This is a genomic window from Paraburkholderia gardini (assembly GCF_907164575.1).
Classification (GTDB): Bacteria; Pseudomonadota; Gammaproteobacteria; order Burkholderiales; family Burkholderiaceae; genus Paraburkholderia; species Paraburkholderia gardini.
This window is the reverse complement of record NZ_CAJQYY010000022.1, coordinates 31,264-44,914: the sequence shown is the minus strand read 5'-3', so window position 1 is coordinate 44,914 and position 13,651 is coordinate 31,264. Positions and strand designations below refer to the sequence as shown.

Sequence of the window (13,651 nt, the reverse complement as noted above, 5' to 3'; positions counted from 1 at the left end):
CATGAGCCCACATACTCAACTGATCGACCAGTACTTCGACGCCTGGAACGAAACCGACGCCGCGCGTCGCCGCGAGCTGATCGCCGCGACGTGGACCGACGACTGCGCCTACGTCGACCCGCTGCTCGCCGGTAACGGCCACGATGGCATCGATGCGATGATTCGCACGGTGCACGAGCGTTTTCCGGGGCACACGTTTCGTCGCGCGTCCGACGTCGACGGCTTCGCGAACAACGTGCGCTTCTCGTGGCGGCTCGAAACGCCCGATGGCACGCCGATCGTGAAGGGTTCGGATTTTGGCGTCGTCGAGACGGGCGGGCGGCTCTGCACCGTCACCGGTTTCCTGGACCAGGTGCCGGGCGGCGTGTAACGGCCGGCGTCGGCGTGGAGTCCGGGTCCGGACAAGCGCGTGACAGCCACATGTTCAATATGTGCGCGCCGGCACGATCTGTCGGGTATCGTTACCATGCGGGACCGGGCGCCGGCGTGCACGGCGCGAGGCCGCGCGCCTTCGCAGCCGGCCGGACCGCGTGCGAAGGCGCCCACCGTGCTAACTGAACCGAAGGAGAGGACGTGCTGAAGAACCTGGACCCACTGTTGAACGCTGACATTCTGCATGCGCTGCGCGCGATGGGGCATGGCGATGAACTGGTCGTCTGCGATGCGAATTTCCCGTCCGACTCGGTTGCGCGCTCAACGGTACGCGGCACGTTGCTGCGTCTCGACGGTGTCGATTCGGCGCGCGCGGTTCGCGCGGTACTTTCCGTGATGCCACTCGATACATTCGTCGACGATCCCGCGCTGCGCATGGAAGTGGTGGGCGAGCCGGACACGATTCCTGTCGTGCAGCGCGAAGTGCAGGCCGAAATCAATGCCGCCGAAGGCCGCGACGTACCGCTTGCCTCGCTCGACCGGTTTGCGTTCTACGAACGTGCGCGCAACGCGTATTGTGTGATCGTGACGGGCGAAGCGCGAGGCTACGGCTGCTTCGTCTTCAAGAAGGGCGTACTCCTCGCACCGGACGCCCCGAAGGAAGTCCCCTTGGGGGGCGCCCCGGAGGAAGTCCCCCTGGCGAGCGCCTCCCGATGAAATGCACCGCGCCAGGTTCGCGGCGCGGACGTAACGTCAACACACGTCTTTTCGCTTGGAAAACGGCGCCAATACACATATTCTGACGATCAACGTCCGGGAACTGTCGCGCTTTCGCCCGGTCTTCTGCCTATTCTTCCCAGGAGCCCTCTCATGATGCGTCCCGTCGATTCCGGCGTAATCTTCATCGCACGTATCGCCCTCGCTGTGCTGTTTCTGTGGTCGGGCGTCATGAAGCTGACCGGTTACGCAGGTTTCGTCGGATACCTTCAGTCGAAGGGCGTGCCGTTCGTGCAGATCGCGGCGCCGATCGCGGTTGCCGTCGAAACGCTCGGTGGCCTCTTTCTCGTCCTCGGTTTCAAGATCCGTCCGCTTGGCATCATCATGGCGCTGTACACCGTCGCGACGGCGATCACAGGCCACGATTTCTGGAATATCACCGATGCCGCGCTCCAGCACGACATGATGATTCATTTCTGGAAGAACATCGGAATTGCCGGCGGTTTCCTGCTGCTGTTCGTGACGGGCGCCGGGCGTATCAGCATCGACGGCGCGCGTGCGCCGCATCGCGGGCTGGGTCTGTAACTTGCTGGTCCGGTTGTGCCGGTCCCCTGGTGGATGCGGCACGCGGGCGCCAGCGGAAATTCACTGGCTGTGCGAGGATGGTTTCAGGCATATTCATGCAGGGAGCGGACAATGATTCAAAGTTTCAGTCAGACCGTCGGCGGCAAGGTATTTCAGCTTTGCGCGAGCCTCGGCGAAGGACCGACGCCGCATCGCGTGATCATCAGCGATGCCGGTTCGGCGAAAACGCTGGTCATATTCGACGCGTCCGGTTTTCTCGGCGCGCTCAAGGCGGAAATCGAGGACCCGGCAAAACTCCTTGAAAACGCAATCCGCAAGGTGCAGGAAGAAGGGCTTGTCGAACGCGCACTCGATACCGGCGAAATCCAGGAAGCCTCGCTTTGACGCCTGACTGACAGGAGATTTCGCGAGGCGCTACAACGGGCTACATCAAGCGGTTCGCGCGATGACAACCCCCACGCTGCTCACGCATCGTGGGGGTTGTGCTTTTGGCGGTTCCTGGAAGTCACGATTCGCCGTCGGCCGCAAGATTCAGGCGGTCTGGTTCGCGCGCGTGCGGTTCGGGATGCACGAGACACCCGAGCGCCGCACCCGCGAGCAGCAGCGCGGTGCAGATGGCCGCCGACGCCTGCAATCCATCGACGATGTTCGCGGCCCGCGCACCGCTCGCAAGTGCGCCGAACGCCGCCACGCCTATTGCACCGCTTGCCTGGCGCACGGTGTTGAGCACGGCGGATGCCGTCGCCGCGCGTCGCGGTTCGACCGAAGCGAGAATGGCTGTGGTCATCGCAGGAACCGCGAGTCCCATGCCGGAAGGAATCAGCAGAAACGGCAGGAGTATCGCGATGAGCGGCGTCGACGCGCCGACAAAATGCAAAAGGCCGTAGCCGAGCGCGCCGACACACGCGCCCGCGATCATCGGCAGGCGCACGCCGTAGCGGCCCACCACCCAGCCGCTCGCCACGTTCGAGACGAGAAAGCCGGCTGTCAGCGGCAGAAACGCGAGGCCGGCCTGCAACGGGGTATCGCCGCGAACGCGCTGCAAATACAGGCTCAGCACGAACACCATCCCGTAGTACGTCAGATTCACGCAGCTGCCGAACAGTACGGCGGCGCTGAACGTGCGGATGCGAAACAGCGACAGCGGCAGCATCGGCTCGCGAATGCGACTTTCGATAGCCACGAACGCAACCCCGGCGACGAGCGCAAGCGCCAGTCCGCCCGCTACCAGCGGATGGGCAAGACCGAGCGGCCGCCATTCGATCACGGCGCCGGTGAGCGCGGTCAGCATGACGACAGCGAGGAGTTGCCCCGGCAGATCGATACTGTGTGGCCTTGGCGCGTTCTGGCTGGATGTCTTCGATTCAGTGTCGCCGTGCGGAATCCACGCGAAGGTCGCAAGAAGTCCGCCCGCACAGATCGGCAGGTTCACGAGGAAAATGCTGCGCCATCCGAACGCGGCGATCAGCGCGCCACCGAGGACCGGGCCGGCGGCGATCGCGATGGCGCCGGCAGCCGTCCACAATCCCACGGCACGCGCCCGAAGTTTGGAGTCGTGCCCGCATGCCGTGTTGAGCAACGCAAGCGAATTGGGCAGCATCGCCGCCGCGCCGATGCCCTGCGCGGTGCGCGCGGCGACCAGCATCGCGCCGTTCACCGACAGTCCGCAGGCAAGCGAGGCGAGCGCGAACAGCATCATGCCGGACGCGTACAGACGACGTGCGCCGAAGCGGTCGCCGAGCACGCCGAACGACAGCATCGTCACCGCGAAGGCGAGCGTGTACGCATCGACGATCCATTGCAGGCCCGATACGCTTGTGTGCAGGTCGGCGCCCAGTTTCGCGAGCGCGATATTGACGATGGTCACGTCGAGCTGCGTGACGACGAAGCCCACGCTGACCGTTGCGACGATGCGCGCGAGTGTGGGAGTGAAAGTTGTGTTGGGCGAGTTCATACGAAACATCGTAGACCTTCTCGTGTCGCGATGTTTCGTGCTGCCGTGAAGTATGGATGCGCTACCGTTCATCATGCGAAAACGCAGGCGCCGCGTCGCGCGCGTGCGCCGTCTGGCATTGCTGCGTGCGTGTCGAAATTCGGACTGTTCTTATGGGCTGGGGGAGAGCACGCCAACAGAATCGCGGGCGAATCCACCTGTTAAGAGTTCTCTCATGCGTATTGCCATCCTCCAGCGCGACCCGGTTCACTCCAAGATCATCGAAAGGATCATCACTGAGGCAGGGCATACGTGCCTGACGTATCAGGACGGCATGAGTTTTTCAAAGGCGCTGGCGCGTTCGAGCGTCGACATGCTGGTGCTCGACTGGCATGGATCGCGTCTGTCGGGTGCCGACATTCTGAAATCGGTGCGCTCGGTGGGCGGCGAGCAGTTGCCGGTGATGTTCGCCTCGACCGATGGCTCGGAGGAAAGCATGGTGCGCGCCCTGTCGTTCGGCGCGGACGACTATATAACGTTGCCGGTACGTCCCTTCGAATTCCGCGCGCGCGTTCGTGCGCTGCTGCGCCGTGCGTATCCGGAGCGGCACGGCGCGGCGCGCTTCGACTGTGGACCGTACCATTTCGATACGCGTCGCCAGCTGGTGACGTTGCGCGGCGACCCGATTCATCTGTCGGGGACGCAGTACCGGCTCGCGTCGCTGTTCTTTTCCAACATCGGCCGCGTACTGTCGCGCGATCACATCTTCGCGATGGTGTGGGGGCGCGAGTTCCGCGAGTTCACCCGCACGATCGACAGCCACGTGTCCCGCCTGCGCGTGCTGCTCGCGATCGATCCGCAAAACGATTTCCGCCTGCAGCCGGTGTACAAAAGCGGTTACCGGCTGCTCTATCTGCGCCCGGGCGAAGCGGACCAGCAAAAGGCTGCTTGAGCGCAATACCCTCGAATCATGACGCACGCGAGCGTCGCCACGCGTGCTTCACCGCACGGCCTTCGCCGTGCGAAACACACTCAAAGCGAAGGCAGTGTCGGGCGCGTCTCGATCGAACGGCGGATCAAGGCTTCGACGGATTTGCGCTCGTCGCCCACAAGCGGAAGGCGTGGCGGCCGGACCGGCTCCGTTCCGAGCCCGACGATAGTCTCGGCGAGCTTGATGTTCTGCACGAGTTTCGCCGACACATCCAGCGCGAGCAGCGGCGCGAACCAGCGGTAGATGGCGCGCGCTTCCTCGGTACGGCCCGCCTTGATCAGCCTGTAAATCGCGACCGTCTCATGCGGGAACGCGCACACGAGGCCCGCGACCCAGCCATGCGCGCCCATCAGAACCGCTTCCATCGCCAGATTGTCGACGCCACACAGAATCGCGAAGCGATCGCCGACCGCGTTGATCAGGTCTGTCACACGCCGCACGTCGCCGCTCGATTCCTTGATCGCGACGATTTTCTTTTCGTCGGCGATTTCCGCGAACATGTCGGGCGTCATGTCGACGCCGTATGCGAGCGGGTTGTTGTAGACCATCAGCGGCAACGCGCTCGCGTTCGCGATCATCCGGAAGTGGTTCAACGTCTCGCGCCGGTCCGACAGATAACGCAGGCCTGGCAGCACCATATAACCCGCCGCACCGCGCTTCGTACCGGCTTCGGCCTGACGGCAGCCGTCGAGCGTGCTGTTTTCGGCGATGGTCAGCAGCACCGGCACGCGTCCGCGGGACGCATCGACGGCAATGTCGAGCACGTCGAGCTTTTCATCGAGCGAGAGCGTCGACGCTTCGCCGAGCGAGCCGCACACGATGATGCCGTCGACGCCGGCATCGATCTGCGCTTCGATATTTTTCTTCGTCCACGCGCGGTCTATGCTGAAATCCGCGTTGAATTTGGTGGTGACTGCGGGCAATACGCCTTCCCAGATATGTGCCATGGCGGCTCTCCTGATGATGATCTGAGCCAAGTCTAATCGCCGAAAATGCCGGGGTCTTGCGCGATTCCCGCGTACCGGATGACGATTTCAGCACAGGGCGAGCACGCGTCGGCCCGCCGCGCGCTGGCACAGGGCGGCGCCCGCGATGCGACAACGCGCAGATCCGTGCGCTATGCTGAAATCGTCATTGTGTGCGTCGAATCATGCCAAGACTCGCGGGGGCTTCGTTTCTACCATGGCGACATGAAAACCCTCAATGTGATTGACTCGCACACGGGCGGTGAGCCGACCCGTCTCGTCGTGTCGGGTGGCCCGGATATTGGCAGCGGTACGCTCGCGGAGCGTTTCGACGTGCTGCGCACGCGCTTCGACGACTGGCGCGCGGGCATCGTCACCGAGCCGCGCGGATCGGATGTCGTGGTCGGCGCGCTGCTGTGCGAACCGGACGACCCCGAAAACGCGGCGGGCGTCATCTTCTTCAACAATGTCGGCTATCTGGGCATGTGCGGGCACGGCACGATCGGGCTCGTCGTGTCGCTTGCGCATATGGGACGCATCGGGCCCGGTCAGCATCGCATCGAAACGCCGGTGGGCGTCGTCGACGCGACGCTCAATGACGACGGCAGCGTTTCCGTGCGCAACGTGCCCGCGCGCCGGCATCGCAGTGCCGTGACGGTCGACGTGCCCGGTTACGGTCCGCTGACGGGCGACGTCGCCTGGGGCGGTAACTGGTTTTTCCTCGTCGCGGGTCATGGGCGCACGCTGGTGCCGGCCAGCATCGTGGAACTCACGACGTTCACCTCGGCGATACGCGACGCGCTGATCGCGCAGAACATCACCGGCGCCGACGGCGCGTTGATCGACCACGTCGAACTTTTCGGACCGCCTGCGCAGCCGGGCAACGACAGCCGCAGCTTCGTGCTGTGTCCGGGCAACGCCTACGACCGCTCGCCGTGCGGCACGGGCACGAGCGCGAAAGTCGCGTGTCTGGCGGCGGACGGCAAGCTCGCCGAAGGCGCGGTGTGGCGCCAGGAAAGCATCATCGGCAGCGTGTTCGAGGCGAGCTGGCGCGCGGGCGATGCCAGCGATACGGTCATCCCGACGATTACCGGTCACGCGCACATCATGGCCGAGGGCAAGCTGTGCTTCGATGATCGCGATCCGTTCGCGTGGGGCATCCGGACGCAATGACGGCGGATGCGTTGATCGTCGGCGCGGGCATTGTCGGCGCTGCGTGCGCGGCGGAGCTGGCGGCGCGCGGCATGCGCGTCGACGTGATCGACGCGGGCGGCATCGGTGGCGGCGCGACGGCTGCCGGCATGGGTCACATTGTCGTGATGAACGACACGCCGGCGGAATTCGCGCTGAGCCGGTATTCGCGCGACCTGTGGCTCGACCTCGCGCCGCGGCTTCGCACGCGCGACACGTTCGCGCGCTGCGGCACGCTATGGGTCGCCGCCGACGATGAGGAACTGGCCGCCGCCCGCGCGATGCACGACGCGTTCGCGGCGCAGGGCGTCGCGGCGCAAATGCTGGACGCGCAGGCGCTGCATGCATGCGAACCGGCGCTCGCGCCATCGATGACAGGCGGCTTGCGCATTGAACACGACAGCGTTGTGTACGCGCCGACCGTTGCGGAATGGTTGCTCACGCAATCGCCGTCCGCGGCGAACATCAACGTGCGGCTCAGCACCGAAGTGGCAAACGTCGACGCGCGGCATGTGACGTTACGCAGCGGCGAGCGGATCGGCGCGGCGCATGTGATCGTCGCGAACGGGATCGCGGCGCACCGCCTCGTGCCGTCGGTGCCGTTGCAGCCGAAGAAGGGCCATCTCCTGATCACCGATCGATACCCCGGCGTGATCCGGCATCAGCTGCTCGAACTCGGTTACATCAAGAGCGCGCATCACGCGAGCGGCACGTCGGTGGCGTTCAACGCGCAGCCGCGTCCGACGGGGCAACTTCTGATCGGCTCATCGCGCCAGTTCGATTCGATCGATCCGGCTGTCGAAATGCCTGTCCTCGGGCAGATGTTGCGGCGCGCGGCGCAATATCTGCCCGCGTTGCCGGCGCTGAACGGCATTCGTGCGTGGACCGGATTTCGCGCGGCGTCGCCGGACGGCTTGCCGCTGATCGGCCCAGCCGGCGACATGGCGCCCGGCGTGTGGCTCGCGCTTGGACACGAAGGTCTTGGCGTGACGACTTCGCTCGCGACCGCGAAGCTCCTGGCCGCGCAAATCACGCAGAGTGCGGCGCCGATTCCGGTTGAGCCGTATTTGCCCGCCCGCTTCAGCGAGGAAAAGCATCATGCGTGAAGCCAACGCCACGCTGGTTCGGGTCACGGTGAATGGCGACACGATTGCGATTGCCGAAGGCGCGACAGTCGCGGCCGCGCTCGCGATTGCGGGCGCGCGCTGTTCGCGCACCTCGGTAAGCGGCCAGCCGCGTGCGCCGCTTTGTGGAATGGGTGTTTGCCAGGAGTGTCGCGTGACGGTCGATGGCCGCGCGCATGTGCTCGCCTGCCAGACCCTGTGCCGCGAAGGCCAGATCATCGAAACGACGGGGCCGCGATGACAGCGCACTACGACGTCGTGGTCGTGGGCGCCGGTCCGGCGGGACTGGACGCGGCGCGCACGGCCGCGCGGCAGGGTGCACGCGTCGCCGTGCTCGACGACAATCCGCGCCCCGGTGGCCAGGTCTGGCGGCAGGGCCCGGCGCATGCGCCAGGCGCATTGCTGGGAGATGTACTTGCCGCGCTGAAAGGTCATGCCAACGTCAGCCTCTGGCCTTCGACGCGTGTCGTCGCGCCGTTACCTGAACGTGGACTATTGATCGAATCGGGCGTGGAAGACGGCGTCACGTTGCATTACGACCAGTTGATCCTCGCGACCGGCGCGCGCGAGCGCTTCCTGCCGTTCGCGGGCTGGACGCTCCCCGGCGTGACCGGCGCGGGCGCGTTGCAGGCGTTGATCAAGGGCGGCACGCCCGTGCGCGGCGAACGGGTCGTGATCGCGGGCAGCGGGCCGCTCCTGATCGCGGCGCTTGCCAGCGCGCGCGAAGCGGGCGCGCATGTCGTCGCGGTGATCGAGCAGGCGTCGGCCGCCGCGGTCGCGCGGTTTGGCGTGGCGCTTGTGCGAACACCGTCGAAACTGCTGCAGGCCGCGCAACTCACGCGCGGCTTCGCGGGGTTGCGCTACTGGACGAACAGCGTGGTGAAGGAAGCGCAAGGTCACGGCCGCGTCGAGGCCGTCGTGATCCGGCGGGGATCGAAGGAAGAGACGCTGGGGTGCGAGCGCATCGCGTGCGGTTACGGTCTCGTGCCAAACGTGACGCTCGCACAGTCGCTCGGCTGCGTGCTCGATGCAACGGGCGCGATTGCCGTCGACGACGCGCAACGCACTTCGGTCGATGGGGTGCTGGCAGCGGGCGAATGCACGGGAATCGGCGGTATGGAACTGGCGCGTATCGAAGGGCGGATCGCGGGCTTCACCTCTGCAGGGGTCGCCACGCAGGAGGCTGTTTCGTTGCTCGCACAACGTGATCGCTGGCGACGCTTCGCCCGGTGCGTCGAAGACGCCTTCACGCTAACCGACCGGGCGCGCGTCCCGCCGTCCGGCGATACGCTGCTGTGCCGCTGCGAAGACGTCACGGTGGGCGAAGTCCGCGCGCACGCCAGCTGGCGCGACGCGAAGCTGCATACGCGCTGCGGCATGGGCGCGTGTCAGGGGCGCATCTGCGGCGCGGCCGCGCAGACCTTCTTCGGCTGGGATGCCGCCCAGTCCCAGCCTCGTCCGCCGTTCAGTCCCGCGCGGATCGCGACGCTGATCGCCGCCAGCGATGATAGACACGACAGCGAATCCGCCCGCTAAAGTTGAAACGCCGCTGCGCCGAAGCGTCGATCCGCTGCTTTCACCGATTTTTTCCATGCACCGTGCGGCCCTATAATCGAGCCGACTCGACCTGCCGCACCGTTATCGACCTCACGGGACCCCTACGATGAACACGCTGGCTGCAACGCTCGAGCCGGCCGCCGCGACACTGGCCGGCATGCTTTCGCATTTCACGCTGCTGGAGCCGGTATTCGACGCGATGCCGGACGTCGTCTTCTTCATCAAGGATACGGAGGCGCGCTACGTCCTCGTGAACCGCACGCTCGCTTCGCGTTGCGGTTTCAAGGAGAAGGCCGCGCTGCTGGGCAGAACCGCCGAAGACGTGTTTCCACGGCGCTTCGGCCGCATCTATACCGAGCAGGACAAGGCGATCATCCACATCGGCAACCAGATGCTCGACCAGCTCGAACTGCATCTGTACCCCGGGCGGCAACCCGGCTGGTGCCTGACGTGCAAGCAGCCGCTGCACGATCCGCAAGGCCACGTCGTGGGTCTCGCGGGCATCTCGCGCGATCTCAGGGCCGACGAGAGTAGTCATCCCGCGTACAGCAAGCTGGCGGCCACCGTGCAGTACATCCAGGACAACTACGTGCAGCCGCTCAACCTCAAGCAACTGGCGGAGATGGCGGACATGTCGGTGGCCCAGCTCGAACGGTATTTTCACAAGGTCTTTCATCTGACGCCGCGTCAGGTGCTGCTGAAAACGCGCCTCGACGCCGCGACCGCGCTGCTCGTCACCACCGACAAGGTCACCGATGTCGCCGCGCTCTGCGGTTACACCGATCACAGCGCGTTCACGCGGCAGTTCAAGGCGACGGTCGGCATCACGCCGACTGAATACCGGATGCTGCTAAACGACAGCGCGCGCGGCTGAAGCAGGGCACATGGCGCGCCTGAAGAAGACACATCATTACTATGTGTACGTCGTCGAACTCGAAGAAACCGTGTGGAATGAAGCGCGCTTTCGCCGCGCGAATCCGGATTACCGTTTCGATAAACCGTGCGTCTATGTCGGGATGACCGGGCTCGACCCGGACTTGCGCTTCGACCGGCACAAGGCCGGCATCCAGTCGAACCGCTACGTGCGCGACTATGGTCTGCGGCTGCTGCCGCATCTGTATGAGGTGTACAACCCGATGCCGTACGACGGCGCGGTTGACATGGAAGTGGAGCTTGGAATCGGACTGCGTGAGGCAGGGTACGCGGTATGGCAGGCCTGATGGTCCTGTCTGCACCTGAAGGCGCCAACGTAGACCCTCAGCGTTTGAAACCGTGCCTGTGGTTTTCTCGCGCGTACAGGCGCTTACGGGCGCTTATTTGACACCCAGGCCTCGCAGAATCGCGTTGCCTTCCGGCGTCAAACGGAAACGCGGCGTACTCGTGTCCGCGGATGCAACCTGCTCGACGAGGCCAGCTTCCTGCAATCCGGGAATTTCGGGCTTGGCCATTGCATCGACCGGCGAGTGCAGCAGGAGCAGCAATGTGGCGAGCTCGTGATGGCTCAGCAGCCGGCGCAATATCGTCGGCCGCTTTGGGCTAGCGGGAGCTACGCCAGGATTCGTGTTTTGTTCGTTCATTGGGCGCACCTTGTCTACGTTGGTGTCCGGCGAATCCTACGGAGCGATTCTTAAACGATTATTAAGGGCCCGCGCTGCATCCGTCGATGTGACCCGGCCCGCATTACCCGCGCTTACACGTAGCCGCCGACCTTGCTACCGGTATCCGTCGCCGCGCATGAGGCGCGGGTATGCGATACGTGGTAGATCAGGGCGCGCAGGTTCTGGTGGCGCTTTCGAGCCACAGGTTGTCCACGTGGCGCTCGCCCGCGTAGAAGCGGTATTGCGTTGCGCCATTGTCGGCGCGCACCTTCACGATGTTCGAATCGCCGAAGTCGAGCATCGAGCCTTGCGGAATCGACGTCGTCTTGAACTGGGCGTTATGTTTCCGGGCCTGTTCGGTCAGGCAATTGACCACGTCGCTCACGGAGCGTTGTGTCGGTTGATCGGCGACCGGATCGCCGGCATCGGGGTTCTGGAACTGCGCGCAGGCAGCGAGAAAAAGAGGGATCGACAGGGTTGCGACAATTTTCTTCATAACTCTCCTGGCCTTTTCAGTCCGCGCGGGCTGTGTTCGTGACGCCAGGATGGCGCCGTCAGGCCGTATTTCAGCGTGAACACCGGCAGGCGCGAGGGTGCGGATTAACCGTCATTATATCGGGCCCGGCCTGGGCAGCCTCCGGGCGGCCAGGCCGCGGCCGTCCGGACGCCGTGCTCAAAGGGCTTAAACGGTTTCTCAGGCAGGGCCAGAAGGGCGGGCCGGCTTCTTCTTCTGCTGCGCCTGCGCGGCGAGCCTGACGGCCGCATTTGCCGCGCCGTAGCCGTCGTAGCCGCCGCGCCGCTCGACGATTTCGAGGAAGAACCGGTGGTCGAACTGTTCCGTATACGCGTGAAAGAATTCGCCGCCGCGCTCGTCGCGGTCATACAGGATGTTGTGCGTCCGTAACGCTTCGAGCAGATCGTCGGCGAGGCCGTAACGCGCGGCAAGGTCGTCGTAATAGTTGCGCGGGATGCGCAGCAGCGGCAGGCCGTTCGCGATGAACCCGGGGAGGGTGCTGAAGATGTCGGCGGTGCCGAACGCGACGTGGTTCAGGCCCGACCCGCGATACATCGACAGCGATTCTGAGACCGCCGTATGCCGGTCCATCGAAGCATTGAGCGCGATGCGCACCGAGCCGTCCCGACTGCGCACCGCGCGGCTGCGCACGAGACCATACGGATCGGGAACGAGCCAGTCGGCTTCCGCCTGAAAGCCGAACGCGGTCTTGAAGAACAGCACCCACGCGTTCAGCGAATCGGCCGGCAGCGACAGGCACACGTGATCGATTCCAGTCAGCGCCCCTGCGTCGCCGGGGCCGTTCACGTCGGTGAGCACGAAATCGGCTTCGAAAAGCGTCGGCTCGTCGGGGGCTTCGTCGACGAAATAGTTGAGACTGCCATCCGGTCCCTGCACCGCCGGCAACACGCGTTCGTTCGGCCCGACGCGGCCGGAGAACGGCGCGTACCGGAAGCCGGCGGCGCGCTGGAACGCGAGCTTTGCATCGTCGACGCGAAACGCCGACGCGCACAGCGAAAGCCCGTGCTGGTTGAAAAACGCACTCGCGAACGAATCGGCCTCGGCGTTCAGCACGATCGACGCGGCGCCGTGCTGGTACAGCGCGACGTCCTTCGAGCGATGCTGGCCGGTGCGCCGGAAACGCAGCCGCGTCAGCCAGTCGATGAGCTGATTGCGTGCGGTGTCGTCGACGGCGAATTCGAGGAACTGGAAGCCGACGTGAACGGGCGCCGGCGGTGATTCGTACAGATGTCCGGTCTCTTCGACCGGCTTGCCTTCGCGCTCCAGCACCGCGCGCGTTTCTTCTTCGAGGAAGAGCAGCGAGCGGTAGCCGTCGACGGCGGTAATGGCCGTCGGGGCCGCGCGAAAGCCGTCGTTGAAGATTTCGAGCGACAGTGGGCCGTCGTAGCCGGTCTCGATCACGCGCGCCGTGAAGGCGGCCAGATCGAAATCGCCCTGACCCGGAAAGCAGCGGTAGTGACGGCTCCATTCGAGCACGTCCATGGCGAGCTTCGGCGCGTCCGCGATCTGCACGAACGCGATGCGCTCGCCCGGAATGGCCGCGATTTCGCCGACCGGATCGTCGATCGACAGCGTGTGGAAGCTGTCGAGCACGAGCCCGAGATTCGGATGATCGACTGCGTCGACGAGCCGCCATGCGTGGCGGTACGAATTCACGTGTCGTCCCCATGCGAGCGCCTCGTAACCCGCGATCACGCCGGCTTCCTGCGCCGCGCGCGCAAGCGCGCCGAGCTGGTCGACGATCAGGGCGTCGTCGCCGATCGTCTCCGGCGACACATTGCTGCAGACGAGAATCCGGTCCGTACCCAGTTCGTGCATCAGATCGAACTTGCGTTTCACCCGGTCGAGATTGCGCGCGAGACGCTCGGCGCTCACCCCTTCGAAATCGCGAAACGGCTGGAACAGGACGATTTCCAGACCCAGATCGCTTGCGATGCGCCGCACGTCGGCAGGCGAGCCGTCGAAATACAGCAGATCGTTTTCGAAGATCTCGATGCCGTCGAAACCGGCCGCCTGGATGGCCGTCAGTTTCTCGACAAGCGTCCCGCTGATGGACACGGTGGCGATCGAACGCTTCATGTGC

The 13,651-nt window shown here is 64.9% G+C and carries 16 protein-coding genes; 11 read left to right on the top strand and 5 right to left on the bottom strand.

Annotated elements, in window-relative coordinates; genetic code table 11:
* Position 1 precedes the first annotated feature (1 nt).
* The 4 genes from LPA34_RS18515 (at position 2) to LPA34_RS18500 (ending at position 2,058) form a co-directional block, all read left to right on the top strand.
* The gene (locus tag LPA34_RS18515) at positions 2-370 is read left to right on the top strand and encodes a nuclear transport factor 2 family protein (RefSeq protein WP_228980878.1); all 369 of its coding nucleotides are present in this window, start codon (positions 2-4) and stop codon (positions 368-370) included.
* 203 nt (positions 371-573) lie between these two features.
* Positions 574-1,089: an RbsD/FucU family protein gene (locus LPA34_RS18510; protein WP_228980874.1), complete on the top strand. Its 516-nt coding sequence runs from the start codon at positions 574-576 to the stop codon at positions 1,087-1,089.
* Between the two features lie 153 nt (positions 1,090-1,242).
* Positions 1,243-1,674 carry a DoxX family protein gene (locus tag LPA34_RS18505; protein ID WP_228980871.1) on the top strand — a complete coding sequence of 144 codons (432 nt, stop codon included), beginning with the start codon at positions 1,243-1,245 and terminating at the stop codon, positions 1,672-1,674.
* 111 nt (positions 1,675-1,785) lie between these two features.
* Positions 1,786-2,058, top strand: coding sequence for a hypothetical protein (locus LPA34_RS18500; protein WP_228980868.1), 273 nt, complete (start codon positions 1,786-1,788; stop codon positions 2,056-2,058).
* 121 nt (positions 2,059-2,179) lie between these two features.
* Here the strand turns inward: LPA34_RS18500 and LPA34_RS18495 are convergent, their stop codons facing one another.
* The gene (locus tag LPA34_RS18495) at positions 2,180-3,637 is read right to left on the bottom strand and encodes an MFS transporter (RefSeq protein ID WP_407672530.1); all 1,458 of its coding nucleotides are present in this window, start codon (positions 3,635-3,637) and stop codon (positions 2,180-2,182) included.
* Between the two features lie 205 nt (positions 3,638-3,842).
* Here LPA34_RS18495 and LPA34_RS18490 point away from each other — a divergent pair, with 205 nt between their 5' ends.
* The gene (locus LPA34_RS18490) at positions 3,843-4,559 is read left to right on the top strand and encodes a response regulator transcription factor (protein WP_228980861.1); all 717 of its coding nucleotides are present in this window, start codon (positions 3,843-3,845) and stop codon (positions 4,557-4,559) included.
* An 80-nt stretch (positions 4,560-4,639) separates the two neighbouring features.
* Here LPA34_RS18490 and LPA34_RS18485 read toward each other — a convergent pair whose 3' ends face one another.
* The gene (locus tag LPA34_RS18485) at positions 4,640-5,545 is read right to left on the bottom strand and encodes a dihydrodipicolinate synthase family protein (RefSeq protein WP_228980859.1); all 906 of its coding nucleotides are present in this window, start codon (positions 5,543-5,545) and stop codon (positions 4,640-4,642) included.
* A 243-nt stretch (positions 5,546-5,788) separates the two neighbouring features.
* Between LPA34_RS18485 and LPA34_RS18480 the strand changes: the two genes are divergently transcribed.
* The 6 genes from LPA34_RS18480 (at position 5,789) to LPA34_RS18455 (ending at position 10,655) form a co-directional block, all read left to right on the top strand.
* On the top strand, positions 5,789-6,736 hold the full coding sequence (locus tag LPA34_RS18480; RefSeq protein WP_228980856.1) for a 4-hydroxyproline epimerase: 948 nt from the start codon (positions 5,789-5,791) through the stop codon (positions 6,734-6,736).
* Positions 6,733-7,860, top strand: a complete 1,128-nt coding sequence (locus tag LPA34_RS18475; protein WP_228980996.1) for an NAD(P)/FAD-dependent oxidoreductase — start codon at positions 6,733-6,735, stop codon at positions 7,858-7,860. The genes LPA34_RS18480 and LPA34_RS18475 overlap by 4 nt, the downstream gene beginning before the upstream one ends.
* The gene (locus LPA34_RS18470; RefSeq protein WP_228980853.1) at positions 7,853-8,119 is read left to right on the top strand and encodes a 2Fe-2S iron-sulfur cluster-binding protein; all 267 of its coding nucleotides are present in this window, start codon (positions 7,853-7,855) and stop codon (positions 8,117-8,119) included. Before LPA34_RS18475 ends, LPA34_RS18470 begins: the two co-directional genes overlap by 8 nt.
* Positions 8,116-9,414 (top strand): FAD-dependent oxidoreductase, encoded by a 1,299-nt coding sequence (locus LPA34_RS18465; RefSeq protein ID WP_228980850.1) that lies wholly within the window; start codon positions 8,116-8,118, stop codon positions 9,412-9,414. Before LPA34_RS18470 ends, LPA34_RS18465 begins: the two co-directional genes overlap by 4 nt.
* 127 nt (positions 9,415-9,541) lie before the next feature.
* Positions 9,542-10,309, top strand: a complete 768-nt coding sequence (locus tag LPA34_RS18460; protein WP_228980847.1) for an AraC family transcriptional regulator — start codon at positions 9,542-9,544, stop codon at positions 10,307-10,309.
* Between the two features lie 10 nt (positions 10,310-10,319).
* Entirely contained in the window at positions 10,320-10,655 is a 336-nt protein-coding gene (locus LPA34_RS18455) for a hypothetical protein (RefSeq protein ID WP_228980844.1), read from the top strand.
* Between the two features lie 93 nt (positions 10,656-10,748).
* Here LPA34_RS18455 and LPA34_RS18450 read toward each other — a convergent pair whose 3' ends face one another.
* The 3 genes from LPA34_RS18450 to LPA34_RS18440 form a co-directional block, all read right to left on the bottom strand.
* The gene (locus LPA34_RS18450) at positions 10,749-11,012 is read right to left on the bottom strand and encodes a hypothetical protein (protein ID WP_228980842.1); all 264 of its coding nucleotides are present in this window, start codon (positions 11,010-11,012) and stop codon (positions 10,749-10,751) included.
* A gap of 187 nt (positions 11,013-11,199) precedes the next feature.
* On the bottom strand, positions 11,200-11,529 hold the full coding sequence (locus tag LPA34_RS18445; RefSeq protein WP_228980839.1) for a hypothetical protein: 330 nt from the start codon (positions 11,527-11,529) through the stop codon (positions 11,200-11,202).
* A 198-nt stretch (positions 11,530-11,727) separates the two neighbouring features.
* Positions 11,728-13,647: a bifunctional sugar phosphate isomerase/epimerase/4-hydroxyphenylpyruvate dioxygenase family protein gene (locus LPA34_RS18440; protein ID WP_228980837.1), complete on the bottom strand. Its 1,920-nt coding sequence runs from the start codon at positions 13,645-13,647 to the stop codon at positions 11,728-11,730.
* Positions 13,648-13,651 lie beyond the last annotated feature (4 nt).

Bases quoted from the DNA above. Each gene is read 5' to 3' on its own strand.
- LPA34_RS18480 (WP_228980856.1), top strand. From the start codon at position 5,789: ATGAAAACCCTCAATGTGATTGACTCGCACACGGGCGGTGAGCCGACC.
- LPA34_RS18470 (WP_228980853.1), top strand. From the start codon at position 7,853: ATGCGTGAAGCCAACGCCACGCTGGTTCGGGTCACGGTGAATGGCGAC.
- LPA34_RS18485 (WP_228980859.1), bottom strand. From the start codon at position 5,545: ATGGCACATATCTGGGAAGGCGTATTGCCCGCAGTCACCACCAAATTC.
- LPA34_RS18490 (WP_228980861.1), top strand. From the start codon at position 3,843: ATGCGTATTGCCATCCTCCAGCGCGACCCGGTTCACTCCAAGATCATC.
- LPA34_RS18475 (WP_228980996.1), top strand. From the start codon at position 6,733: ATGACGGCGGATGCGTTGATCGTCGGCGCGGGCATTGTCGGCGCTGCG.
- LPA34_RS18500 (WP_228980868.1), top strand. From the start codon at position 1,786: ATGATTCAAAGTTTCAGTCAGACCGTCGGCGGCAAGGTATTTCAGCTT.
- LPA34_RS18465 (WP_228980850.1), top strand. From the start codon at position 8,116: ATGACAGCGCACTACGACGTCGTGGTCGTGGGCGCCGGTCCGGCGGGA.
- LPA34_RS18515 (WP_228980878.1), top strand. From the start codon at position 2: ATGAGCCCACATACTCAACTGATCGACCAGTACTTCGACGCCTGGAAC.
- LPA34_RS18440 (WP_228980837.1), bottom strand. From the start codon at position 13,647: ATGAAGCGTTCGATCGCCACCGTGTCCATCAGCGGGACGCTTGTCGAG.
- LPA34_RS18450 (WP_228980842.1), bottom strand. From the start codon at position 11,012: ATGAACGAACAAAACACGAATCCTGGCGTAGCTCCCGCTAGCCCAAAG.
- LPA34_RS18455 (WP_228980844.1), top strand. From the start codon at position 10,320: ATGGCGCGCCTGAAGAAGACACATCATTACTATGTGTACGTCGTCGAA.
- LPA34_RS18445 (WP_228980839.1), bottom strand. From the start codon at position 11,529: ATGAAGAAAATTGTCGCAACCCTGTCGATCCCTCTTTTTCTCGCTGCC.
- LPA34_RS18505 (WP_228980871.1), top strand. From the start codon at position 1,243: ATGATGCGTCCCGTCGATTCCGGCGTAATCTTCATCGCACGTATCGCC.
- LPA34_RS18495 (WP_407672530.1), bottom strand. From the start codon at position 3,637: ATGTTTCGTATGAACTCGCCCAACACAACTTTCACTCCCACACTCGCG.
- LPA34_RS18460 (WP_228980847.1), top strand. From the start codon at position 9,542: ATGAACACGCTGGCTGCAACGCTCGAGCCGGCCGCCGCGACACTGGCC.